Source organism: Paenibacillus tritici (assembly GCF_018207515.1).
Classification (GTDB): domain Bacteria; phylum Bacillota; class Bacilli; order Paenibacillales; family Paenibacillaceae; genus Paenibacillus_AQ; species Paenibacillus_AQ tritici.
Genome location: NZ_CP073365.1, coordinates 4,387,017 through 4,399,319, shown reverse-complemented (window position 1 = coordinate 4,399,319; position 12,303 = coordinate 4,387,017). Strand labels below are relative to the sequence as shown.

At 54.3% G+C, this 12,303-nt stretch carries 10 protein-coding genes; all 10 read left to right on the top strand.

All coding sequences use genetic code 11. The features are described from left to right. The first annotated feature begins 49 nt into the window (after nt 1-49). The 10 genes from rhaB (at nt 50) to KDC22_RS18870 (ending at nt 11,801) form a co-directional block, all read left to right on the top strand. Nucleotides 50-1,507 carry a rhamnulokinase gene (rhaB, locus tag KDC22_RS18915; RefSeq protein WP_211719999.1) on the top strand — a complete coding sequence of 486 codons (1,458 nt, stop codon included), beginning with the start codon at nt 50-52 and terminating at the stop codon, nt 1,505-1,507. A 66-nt stretch (nt 1,508-1,573) separates the two neighbouring features. Beyond that, nucleotides 1,574-2,830 (top strand): L-rhamnose isomerase, encoded by a 1,257-nt coding sequence (gene rhaA / locus KDC22_RS18910; protein ID WP_211719998.1) that lies wholly within the window; start codon nt 1,574-1,576, stop codon nt 2,828-2,830. A gap of 65 nt (nt 2,831-2,895) precedes the next feature. After that, nucleotides 2,896-3,741 (top strand): rhamnulose-1-phosphate aldolase, encoded by an 846-nt coding sequence (gene rhaD / locus KDC22_RS18905; RefSeq protein WP_211719997.1) that lies wholly within the window; start codon nt 2,896-2,898, stop codon nt 3,739-3,741. A gap of 96 nt (nt 3,742-3,837) precedes the next feature. Further along, nucleotides 3,838-4,932, top strand: coding sequence for an NADH:flavin oxidoreductase (locus KDC22_RS18900; RefSeq protein ID WP_211719996.1), 1,095 nt, complete (start codon nt 3,838-3,840; stop codon nt 4,930-4,932). Nucleotides 4,933-5,123: 191 nt separating this feature from the next. Continuing rightward, on the top strand, nt 5,124-6,167 hold the full coding sequence (locus KDC22_RS18895; protein ID WP_211719995.1) for a BclA C-terminal domain-containing protein: 1,044 nt from the start codon (nt 5,124-5,126) through the stop codon (nt 6,165-6,167). 550 nt (nt 6,168-6,717) lie between these two features. After that, the gene (gene miaB, locus KDC22_RS18890; RefSeq protein ID WP_211719994.1) at nt 6,718-8,304 is read left to right on the top strand and encodes a tRNA (N6-isopentenyl adenosine(37)-C2)-methylthiotransferase MiaB; all 1,587 of its coding nucleotides are present in this window, start codon (nt 6,718-6,720) and stop codon (nt 8,302-8,304) included. 24 nt (nt 8,305-8,328) lie between these two features. Then, a complete protein-coding gene (locus KDC22_RS18885) occupies nt 8,329-8,781 on the top strand; it encodes a YlbF/YmcA family competence regulator (RefSeq protein ID WP_173133571.1) in 453 nt (150 codons plus the stop codon). 137 nt (nt 8,782-8,918) lie between these two features. Further along, nucleotides 8,919-9,689: an NUDIX domain-containing protein gene (locus KDC22_RS18880; RefSeq protein ID WP_173133574.1), complete on the top strand. Its 771-nt coding sequence runs from the start codon at nt 8,919-8,921 to the stop codon at nt 9,687-9,689. A 48-nt stretch (nt 9,690-9,737) separates the two neighbouring features. Next, a complete protein-coding gene (locus tag KDC22_RS18875) occupies nt 9,738-10,280 on the top strand; it encodes a cysteine hydrolase family protein (RefSeq protein WP_211719993.1) in 543 nt (180 codons plus the stop codon). Nucleotides 10,281-10,349: 69 nt separating this feature from the next. Next, nucleotides 10,350-11,801 (top strand): nicotinate phosphoribosyltransferase, encoded by a 1,452-nt coding sequence (locus KDC22_RS18870; RefSeq protein ID WP_173133580.1) that lies wholly within the window; start codon nt 10,350-10,352, stop codon nt 11,799-11,801. The last annotated feature ends 502 nt before the right edge of the window (nt 11,802-12,303 follow it).

Below are 12,303 nucleotides of genomic sequence, written 5' to 3'. Positions count from 1 at the left end.
GATGAAGAGGTTAGTAAGAGCTGAAGCTGAAGAAAGAAGGAGGTTCCCTATGACCAACCATATTGCCGTCGATATCGGCGCCTCCAGCGGACGGCTTGTACTCGGAACCATCGTGGACGGGAGTCTCAAGCTGGAGGAGCTTCACCGCTTCAGCAACGGCTTCACAGAGCAGGACGGCAATTGCTTCTGGGATATTGATTATTTGTTTCATGAAATTATTGACGGTCTTCACCGGGCAAAGCTCGCAGGCGTTAAGGAATGCACACTCGGCATTGATACCTGGGCGGTAGATTATGTGCTGCTGGATGCGGAAGGGAAGCGGATCAGGGAAGTGTATGCCTACCGTGACCGCAGGACAGACGGGGTAATGGAAGAGGTCGCGAAGCAGCTCTCACCGGAGCAGGTGTATGCCAAGACCGGGATTCAGCAGCTCCCCTTCAATACGCTGTATCAGCTCTATGCGCATAACGGCGAAGAGCTGGCAGCGGCTGACCAGATTCTGATGGTGCCGGATTATCTCTACTACCGGCTTAGCGGACGTAAGATTAATGAGGTCACCAATGCTTCCACGATGCAGCTTCTGAATCTGGCCTCACGTGATTTCGACCCTGAACTTCTATCCTTCCTGCAGCTCCGCAGAGAACAGTTCGCCCCGCTGACCGAGCCGGGAGAAGATCTCGGCTTCCTCTCGGCGAATTTGGCCGAGCAGTATGATCTGCCTGATTGCCGTCTGATCTGTGCCGCCACCCATGATACGGCTTCGGCTGTGCTGGGTGTACCTGCACAGAAGGGGCGATCCTCGGCATACCTCAGCAGCGGCACCTGGTCACTGCTGGGGGTAGAGCTGGATCACCCGATGAATGACAGCAGAGCCATGGCCGCCAATTATACCAATGAGTGGGGGGCTTACGACACCTACCGCTTCCTGAAGAATATCATGGGTCTCTGGCTGATTCAGGAAGTACGGAGATTGGACGGGGGAAGATACAGCTTCGCCGAACTTGCTGCCCTTGCAGGAGAGAGTGAAGGCTTCCGCAGTCTGATTCCGTGCAATGATCCGCGGTTTCTGAACCCGGATCATATGATTGAAGAGATCCGCCGGGCCTGCCAGGAGAGCGGTCAGCCTGTTCCGGGGACACCGGGCGAACTCGCCCGCTGTATCTTGGACAGTCTGGCGCTATCCTACCGCAGCTATCTGGCAGAGCTGGAAGACCTCACGGGTAAGAGCATCGAAGTACTGCAGATTGTCGGCGGAGGCGCCAATAATGAGCTGCTGTGCCAGATTACTGCCGATGTCACCGGCAGGGAAGTCCTGGCGGGCCCGACGGAATCAACGGCTCTCGGGAACTTGGCTGTACAGATGATAGAGGCGGGCCGTATAGCGGATATTCATGAAGCCCGGAGGATGATCAGCCATTCCTTTCCTATCAAGTCCTACCTGCCGCAGCCGCTTCCTGAGCTGGATCAGCTACTGGCCCGCTGGGAGCAGCTCCATTCAGGAACATAAGAAGCTTGTGGTCCACCAGACCACCAAGCGGAGCGGACGCTCACAATACGTTTAGGAGGCAACAGCATGGATCAGAGCATCACCATTAGTTACAACGAAGCGAAGAAATTATATGCAGCCCATGGAATTGATACAGACGAAGTACTGGAGAGGCTGGCCCGGATCAAAATCTCACTCCATTGCTGGCAGGGCGACGATGTGCAGGGGTTCCTGTTCAAGGATAAAGAGCTCAGCGGCGGCATTGCCGTAACCGGCAGCTACCCCGGGCGGGCCGGTACACCGGATGAGCTGCGCCAGGATCTGGAGAAGGCCCTCTCCCTGATTCCCGGCAAGCACAAGGTCAATCTTCATGCGATCTATGCCGACACCGACGAGCAGGTGGACCTGGATGAGCTGGAGCCGCGCCATTTCGCCAATTGGGTAACCTGGGCCAAGGAGCAGGGCCTGGGACTTGATTTCAATCCGACCTGCTTCTCCCATCCGAAGGCGGCAGACGGCTTCACCCTCAGCCATGCCGACGAGGAGATCCGCAGCTTCTGGATTAAGCATTGCAAGGCTTCCCGCAGAATCGCCGAGCATTTCGGCCGTGAGCTGGGGCAGCCCTGTGTAACGAACTTCTGGGTGCCGGACGGCTATAAAGATACGCCGGTGGACCGACTGGCACCGCGTGTACGTCTGAAGGAATCGCTGGATGAAATCTTCAGCGAGGAGATTGATCCGCAGTACAATATTGATGCCGTGGAGAGCAAGCTGTTCGGTATCGGCTCCGAGAGTTATGTTGTCGGGTCCCATGAATTCTATATGGGGTACGGTCTTACCCGCGGCAAAGCGATCTGTCTGGATGCCGGACATTTCCATCCGACGGAAGTGATCTCTAACAAGCTCAGCTCGATCCTGATGTTCAGCGAGCAACTGCTGCTGCATGTCAGCAGACCAGTCCGCTGGGACAGTGACCACGTGGTGACGATGGATGACGAGCTGCTGGAAATTGCCCGTGAACTGGTGCGCGGTGATTTGCTGCCGCGCACGAACATCGGCCTCGACTTCTTCGACGGCAGCATCAATCATCTCGCGGCCTGGGTGATCGGCACGCGCAATACGATCAAGGCCTTGCTCCGAGCCATGCTGGAGCCGGTAGAGGAGCTTCGGACTATCGAACGGGCCGGAGACTACACTTCAAGGCTGGCCCTGGTGGAAGAATTCAAGTCTTATCCGTTCGGTGCAGTCTGGGATTACTACTGCGCTTCGCAGGGTACCCCGGTCCGCGAGCAATGGCTGGCTGAAGTGAAAAGCTATGAGCAGGACGTATTGGCCGGTAGATAAGGTCAGGCCGCTGACATAACAAGTACCCTCACGCTGAAGGTGCATGATAGAAGGAGAGAGAATATATGAGTACTTCCGTAATAGAAACCAAAGGGTATCATTCCGGCGTTATGGCGCCTTTTATCCAGGAAATGTCCGAAATCACCCATCACATGTGGTCCCTGGGCTGGGATGAGCTGAACGGGGGCAATGTCAGTTATCTGCTGGATGAAGAAGAGGTCGCCAGGTATATCCATATCCGTGAGCCGCTGCGTACGATCAGCCTTACCTTCCCTGTAAGCGAGCTGGCAGGCAGATACTTCATCGTAACCGGCTCCGGCAAATACTTCCGCAATGTGATCAAGGACCCCGAGGCTAATCTTGGAGTGCTTCGTGTCAGTGACAGCGGCGGGAGCGTGGAGGTACTGTGGGGTCTGCGTGACGGCGCGGTTCCGACAAGTGAGCTGGCCTCCCACTTCATGAGCCATATTGAACGGCTGAAGGTTGATCCTGCGCACCGTATCGTGCTGCATACCCATGCAACGAATGTGATTGCCATGACCTTTACCCATGATCTGCATGAGCTGAAATTCACCAAGACCCTGTGGGAAATGTGCACAGAATGTCTGGTTGTCTTCCCGGATGGCGTCAGCGTCATTCCCTGGATGGTTCCGGGCAGCAGTGCCATCGGCCGGGCTACGGCTGACAAAATGAAAGACTATCGCGTCGTCATCTGGCCGCAGCACGGAATCTTTGTGACCGGCGCGACTATGGACGCTACATTCGGCCTGGTCGAAACGATTGAGAAGGCCGCGATTGTCTATAATCTGATTGGCGGAAGAGAGATCAGACAGAAGATTACCGATCAGCAGTTGGCTGATCTGGCTGCAGCCTTCCATGTTACGCCCAAAGCCGGTGTTCTGGATTTGTAGATTAGATAGAATATAATCTGCGGATTTGCTTTTGCTGCTGAGAAGCGTCATAATATGCTTACTTAAAGTAATCATATTATGAAACGGAGGCAAATTATGAACGTTGATCCATTGTTTGAACCGTTTGAAGGCGGAGGCCTGTCGCTGAGCAACCGGGTAGTCATGGCACCCATGACACGTGCGCAGTCACCTGGAGGGGTAGCCGGACCTGAGGTGGCGGCGTATTACCGCCGCCGGGCGGAAGGCGGAGTAGGCTTGATCGTTACCGAAGGCACAGCCATCAATCATCCGGCAGCGGTCAGCCATCAGGATATCCCGAATATTCACGGCGAAGCCTCCCTGGAGGGATGGGCGCAGGTCGTGCGGGAGGTGCACGCAGCCGGAGGCAAGATTATTCCTCAGCTATGGCATGTGGGTATGGCCCGCAGCATTGGTGACCTGCCCAACGCTTCGGCGCTGCCTATCGGCCCGTCCGGCCTTAACCTGGCCGGGGAGCAGATCACCGAGCCGATGACCAAGAGCGAGATTCAGGGGATTGTCAGTGCCTTTGCCCAGGCGGCCAAGGATGCCAAAGCCATCGGCTTCGACGGCATTGAGCTCCATGGTGCCCACGGTTACCTGATCGACCAGTTCTTCTGGGAGAAGACCAACCGCCGGACCGATGAATACGGCGGGGATCTTGAAGCGCGGACCACGTTCGCAGTGGAAGTAATTGATGCCTGCCGCCGCGCGGTAGGACCGGATTTCCCGATTGTCCTCCGCTTCTCACAGTGGAAGGCCGGAGCCTATGACGCCAAGCTGGCAGAGACGCCCGAAGACCTCGCCCGCTTCCTGGCACCGCTCAGCAATGCGGGGGTGGATATCTTTCACTGCTCCACCCGGCGCTTCTGGGAGCCCGAATTCGCAGGCTCTGAGCTTAACCTGGCGGGCTGGACCAAGAAGATTACAGGCAAACCGACGATTACAGTAGGTTCTGTCGGCCTGGACAGCGCCTTCACCAGTGCGGTTACGGAGAAGAATGAGGATGACAACCTTGAGCGGCTGCTGCTGCGGCTGGATAAGGAAGAATTCGATCTGGTGGCGGTAGGCAGAGCCTTGATCAGCGATCCGGCTTGGCCTGCCAAAGTACAGGCAGGCAAGACGGACGAGATTATTCCGTTCACCTCCGAGGCGACCAAGACTTTGTATTAACAGATGTAGTTTGACAGAGAACACCCTATGCAATGCCATTCTGATAGACTTCAAGTTTATCCGCTATGGCTGCTCGCATGGGGTGTTTTTTGCGTGTGAATCTTAATCATGCCGATGTGCCAACACTTTTCTATTATCTCTCGAATATTGCTATTAATGACGCTGAATTTAGGTTGAGAGGAGAGCTGGCAATGGCAATTTTATCGACAGGACCGATTGAGAACAATATTGCAGGCAATACGGGTACCCGCCCGACTCAAAGGGTCACACTCAAAATAGACGGCCGTAATCTAACCGGATTCTTCGATGTTCTTATCTTGGGCTATAGCCTGAACGGCTCCCGCACCTTATATGTGCAGGAGGAGATCAGTGTGGCTCCCTCCCAGGTAGTCACCAAAATCTATTTCGCGGACCTGGATGCCTTTGAATTCGTGTTCAACACGACAGGAACAGCAGTCTCCGAAGCACAGGTCTCCGTATGGGGCCAAAATTCAAGCGGACAATTGGTGACCGCACACCGTCTGGTCTCGCAGGAATTGCTGGGAGAAGCGGGAACCGGAGTCACCGGAGCCACCGGGGCAACGGGTGCTACGGGAGTTACGGGAGCTACAGGGGCAACGGGAGTTACAGGGGTTACGGGAATTATGGGAGTTACAGGAGCTACGGGCCTAGCGGGTGTGACGGGAGTCACCGGAGCCACGGGAGTAACTGGAATCACAGGAGCTATCGGTATGACAGGAGCTACGGGAGCTACGGGAGCTACGGGAGTTACAGGGGCTACGGGTGAGACTGGCTTGGCTGGTGTTACAGGTGCCACGGGCGTACTGGCATCGTCTTATGCTTATATTTTCAATACGGGGGCCCAGACTGTGGCTACTGAAGCAGATGTTACTTTTGACAGCAATGAGAGTCTTGTAGGATTCAGCCACACTCCCAGTACAGCCGAGATTAATGTTGAGAATGCAGGTGATTATGCGGTCATCTTCATTGTCACTGCATTGGAGCCGAATCAGTTCACCTTGTATCTAAATGGCGCTCCTGTGGGAGGCAGTGTCTACGGTTCAGGAGCGGGAACACAGCCTAATCCCGGGATGGTGATTATCTCTGCAATCCCTGGCGATGTAATCACTCTAAGGAACCATTCCAGTGCCGCTGCAGTTACTTTACAGACCTTGGCCGGAGGAACGCAGATCAACTCTAATGCCTCGATTCTGATCTACAGGCTCGGGGATTAGGACTCCTTGCGGTAAGCTGACTGAACTGAATAAGTCCGGAACCCTAAAAAAACCAAACACAATTGGACTGGACGCACCGCGTAGGCCGAATGTAATCGAAAAACCAAACACAATTGGACTGGACGCACCGCGTAGGCCGAATGTAATCGAAAAACCAAACACAATTGGACTGGACGCACCGCGTAGGCCGAATGTAATCGGAAAACCGAACACAATTGGACTGGGTGCGCCGCTTAAGCCAAATGTAATCGGAAAACCGAACACAATTGGATTGGGTACGCCACGTAAGCCAAATGTAATCGGAAAACCGAACACATTTGGATTGGTAGCGCCGCGTAGGCCGTAGGCCGGATGCCCTTGAAACAGATCGCCCCCTCTTATGAACGCCCTAGCCGTTCCTGCGTGCCCTGTCTTTCTGCTGATTGCGGGAAGGCTTTTCTTTTGCGGAGATCCTGTATCTGAGAATGGATTAACTTGGGAGCGCTATGATATAATTTTACATTAGTGAAGCCTATGAATTGAAGCAAATCCACAGAGGACGTGATGCAGCATGGCGAAGGGGAATAACGGTTCCACGGACATGAACTCCGCTCAGGGGAGCAAGGACTACTCTAAATATTTCGATTATAGCGATGCCAGAATCATCAGCGAATCCGAGGGCAAGACCACCTACCGGATCAAAGGCAGAAACGTGCAGATCAACAGCCAGCCCGATTATAAAGAAGGCAAGCGCCGGGGCAAGGAAGAGATTGAGGTCCACTATCATTTCGAGATTCCCCCGGAGATGGAGGATTTCGGACGCGGCAAAACCTATCACATTACCACCTACGGCTGCCAGATGAATGAACACGATACCGAGACGATGAAGGGGATGCTGGAGCAATTGGGCTACCGGGCGGCGGAAGACCGCAGAGATGCGGATATCATTCTGCTGAATACCTGTGCGATCCGCGAGAATGCGGAAGATAAGGTGTTCGGGGAGCTGGGCCATCTCAAGACCCTGAAGCTGGAGAAGCCGGGCCTGCTGCTCGGGATCTGCGGCTGCATGTCCCAGGAGGAGGGCGTGGTCAACCGGATTATGGCGCGGCACAGCTTCGTGGATCTGATCTTTGGTACGCACAATATTCACCGGCTGCCGGAGCTGATTAAGGAAGCGGTGTTCAGCCGGGAGCTGGTGATCGAGGTCTGGTCCAAGGAAGGCGACATCATCGAGAACCTGCCGAAGAAGCGGGAAGGGCTGCGCGCCTGGGTGAACATCATGTACGGCTGTGACAAGTTCTGTACCTACTGCATTGTGCCGTTCACGCGGGGCAAAGAGCGCAGCAGACGTCCGGAGGATGTCATTGCCGAGGTGCGGGAGCTGGCCCGTCAGGGCTTCAAGGAAGTGACGCTGCTGGGGCAGAATGTTAACGCCTACGGGAAGGATTTCACAGACATCGACTATACCTTCGGCGACCTGATGGACGACATGCGGCGGATCGACCTTCCGCGTATCCGGTTCATGACCTCGCATCCGCGTGATTTTGATGATAAATTGATTCATGTGCTGGGTAAAGGCGGCAATCTGGTGGAGCATATCCATCTGCCGGTGCAGTCGGGAAGTACCGCGGTGCTGAAGCGGATGAGCCGCAAGTATACCCGTGAAGGGTACCTGGAGCTGGTCCGCAAGATCAAGGCAGGCGTGCCGGACGCGGTGCTGACGACGGATATTATTGTCGGCTTCCCCGGAGAAACGGAGGAGCAGTTCGAGGAGACACTGTCCCTGGTGCGCGAAGTAGGGTATGATATGGCGTATACCTTCATTTATTCTCCGCGCGAAGGTACACCTGCTGCTGCCATGGAGGATAATGTTCCATCAGAAGTCAAGAGCGGGCGTCTGCAGCGCCTCAACGATCTGATCAAAGCGCAGAGCCGGCTGGGGAATGAGCGGATGCTGGGCAAGCGGGTCGAGGTTCTGGTAGAAGGCGAGAGCAAGAATAATGCCCGGATGCTGGCCGGACGTACCCGTGACAGTAAGCTGGTGCATTTTGAAGGCCCGTCCTCTCTTATCGGTACGCTGGTGCAGGTGAGAATCACAGATGCGAAGACATGGTACATCAAAGGGGACTATCAGGCGGAAGCCGCAGCGGTCCTCTAATTATAGAGAAATGGGGCGAGAAGAATGAGCCAGGAAGAAGCACGTTTGAATGAATATGGCATGCAGACCCACCATACCCGCGATCTGATCGTACGTGAAGATATTATGGGCAAAGCCAAGGATCTGGCTGCACTCATCTCCACCAGTGAGGAGGTCCGTCATTTCCAGCAGGCCGAGCAGAAGATTCTGAATCACGAGCGTGTGCAGGGACTCATTGCAACCATTAAGAAGAAGCAGAAGGAGATTGTGGCCTTCGAGAGCTTCAAGAATCAGGCGATGGTCGAGAAGATAGAACGTGAAATCGAAGTGCTGCAGGATGAGATTGACAGTATCCCGGTAGTGAACGAGTTCCAGCAGAGCCAGAGCGATATCAATTATCTGCTGCAGATGGTCATTTCCGTCATTAGGGATACCGTCTCCGATAAAATCAATGTGGAAGCAGGCACCGAAGCGCCGCCATCCACTTGCGGTGATTAAGAAATATCTCCGGGGCGGATGTGAATCCGTCCCTTTTTACATATCTGCGGCCGGCTCGCGGTTGATTTCGGGCAGACAGGTTTGGTACATTAAAAGATACGAACAACAACAATAGCTGCGGCAAAGGATGATATATAGTGAGTGAGAACGCGGAACCAACCTATAACGCCAAAAAATATCGCACTCCGGATGGCGTTCCGGCGGATATTGTCATGTTTACGCTGACCAAACGCGAACGGAAGACCGTTACGAAGACCCTTCCCCTGCGGGAGCTGAAGGTGATGCTGGTCCGGCGCAAAAAATGGCCGTGTGCGGGCATGTGGGCCCTGCCGGGCGGCTTCTGCCAGGAGGATGAGTCGATTTACGATGCGGCTACACGCGAGCTCAAGGAAGAAACAGGCGTAGACGGCGGACATTTGGAATATCTTGGCGTCTATAGCCAGCCGGGCCGTGATCCGCGCGGCTGGATCATCAGCCATGCTTTTTTCGCCCTGGTAGAGGAGTGGATGCTGGAGCAGCGGCAGGCCTCGGATGATGCAGGTGAGGTAGGCCTGTTCACCCTGCAGGAAGCGCTGGAGGAGCTGGAGCTGGCGTTCGACCACCATGATATTATTACCGACGCTTACCTGCGGATTCAGCAGCAGATGCTACAGACTACGATTGCCCGGCAGTTTCTGCCCCGTCATTTCACGCTGAGTGAGCTGTATCAGGTCATCCAGACGGTCGTGCCTGAATTCAAGGAACCGAATTTTATCCGCAAAATTACGTCAACACGCAGCCGTCAGGGTATATTAAAAGAAGTGAGCGATGAAGAAGGCAATCCGCTCAGCTCGAATCAATATTCCCAGCGTCCGGCACAGCTCTATATGTTTACAGATCATGAGCCGTTATTATCCATCTATACTTAAGCTTCCCGAAGCTTAAGCCTACTTCACTTTTAGGAGGTTACCCTGCCCATGAGAGCACTGATTGTTATTGATTTCACCAATGATTTTATTGACGGGAATCTGCCTGTAGGCCAGCCCGGCATTGATATTGCGCCCAGAGTAAGCGAGCTTACGGAGCAATTCGTGCAGAGCGGGGATTATGTCGTGATGGCGGTAGACTTGCACGAAGCCAATGATCCGCACCATCCGGAGAGCAAGCTGTTTCCGCCCCATAATATGCGGGGAAGCCGGGGGCGTGAGCTGTACGGCACCCTGAAGGCTGTATACGAGGAGAACCGCGAAGCGATCACCTGGATGGACAAAACGCGGTACAGCGCCTTCTGCGGTACAGATCTTGCGCTCAAGCTGCGTGAACGGGGCATTACCGAGCTTCACCTGATCGGGGTATGTACAGATATCTGTGTGCTTCATACCGCAGTGGATGCCTACAACAACGGCTTTGCCATAACGGTGCATGAGGATGCAGTAGCCAGCTTCAATCCGGGCGGCCATGTGTGGGCGCTGGGACACTTCACCGGCAGTCTCGGGGCGAAGGTCGTCAAGGCGGAATAGAGATTCGTGGAACAATATAGCAAGGGCTGAGTTTAATACAAACCAGTGTAACTACTAGGAGATGAAGACTTGAGGAGAGAACTTGCGCTACATACAGATAAATATCAGATTAATATGATGTACGCCCACTGGGTGAATGGTACACACAAGCGCAAAGCGGTGTTCGAAGCCTACTTCCGCAGGCTGCCGTTCGGCAACGGGTTCGCTGTATTTGCCGGTCTGGAGCGGATTGCCCAGTACATTGCCGAGCTGCGGTTCACGGAAGAGGATATCCGTTACTTGTCGGAGCAGGAAGAGGACTATGCACCGGCCTTCCTGGAGGAGCTGCTGCAGTTCCATTTCCAGGGCAGCCTTCATTCCATGAAGGAAGGTGCACTTGTCTTCCCGGATGAACCGCTGATCCGTGTGGAAGGTACGATTATGGAAGCACAGCTGGTAGAGACCGCGATTCTGAACTTCATGAACTATCAGACGCTGATCGCTACCAAGGCCTCCCGGATCAAGCAGGTAGCCCCGAATGACACGCTGCTTGAGTTCGGAACGCGGCGTGCGCAGGAAGCAGATGCCGCCGTATGGGGAGCCCGTGCTGCTTATGTGGGCGGCTTCCATGCGACCTCCAATATGCTGGCCGGCAAAAAATTCGGCATCCCTACGAAGGGCACCCATGCCCATTCCTGGGTACAGAGCTTCCCGAGCGAGCAGGAAGCCTTCGACGCCTATGCCAGAGTCATGCCCGACAATGTTACATTGCTGGTGGATACCTTCGATACCCTGCGCAGCGGAGTGCCGAATGCGATTAATACGGCGAAGAAGCTGGAGGCGCAGGGCAAGCGGATGAACGGCATCCGGCTGGACAGCGGGGACTTGGCTTATCTGTCCCGCCAGGCCCGTCAGATGCTGGATGAAGCCGGGCTGCAATATGTGAAGATCGTGGCTTCCAATGACCTGGATGAGAACACCATTATGGACCTCAAGGCACAGGGGGCAGCGATTGACACATGGGGGGTCGGAACCCAGCTCATCACCGCGGCGGATCAGCCTTCTCTGGGCGGTGTCTATAAGCTGGTCGAGATTGAAGCTCCAAACGGTGAGATGATTCCCACCATCAAAATCTCTTCCAATCCCGAGAAGGTATCCACTCCCGGTAAAAAGGAAGTCTACCGTATTATCGGGCAGAAAGGAAAAGCGTTGGCCGATTATATCAGCTTCGCCGGGGAGGAGGCACCGCGCAATGGTGTCCGGCTGAAGCTGTTCAATCCGCTGCATCCATATATGAAGAAGCATGTGGAGCGCTACGAGGCCCTGCGGATGCTGGAGCCGATTGTGGTGAACGGCTTCCAGGTCTATACCCTGCCGGATCTGGCGGAGATCCGCCGTTACCATCAGGAGCAGCTTGACCTGTTCTGGCCGGAATACCTGCGTAAGCTCAACCCGGAAGTCTTCCGCGTGAACCTGAGTGAACCTTTATGGACACGCAAGCAGCAGCTGATTGCGGAGCATATGATTACGGATATGGAATAGAGCAACATTGATGTATCTAGCAGCCCTCTCAGACCGTGGGAATTCCGCGGCCTGAGAGGGCTTTTATTGGATTTATAGGCTTCAAAGCTATAAAAGTTCAAAAGTTCCTTCTATTACTTTCCGCGCTGAAACGGCTACGCTGTCCTTCTAAGGATGGCGTAGCCGTTACTACTGGTGGATAAGCCCTCCTGTGGTGCGGGAGAGTGTAGGTGGATTTAATCCACTTGCTGATGTGCGGATGAATCGTTATGCGGCAGCAGGTGGATTAACAGCACTTAAAAAGACACATTTTATTCAAACTAGCCGATAAGTATAATAGCAGATGCTGTTTATCCACTTGTTGCGGAACATCCTTCGAAAATCGGCGAAATAAGCTACATTATTCCACTTGCTGATGCGGCGCCCGGGAAATCTTCTGCGCATTCACCCAATTACGGTTCCTCCTCATGTATAGCAGATATTATGTTAAACATAGTAGATTAGTCAGGCCCGCTGCAACTGG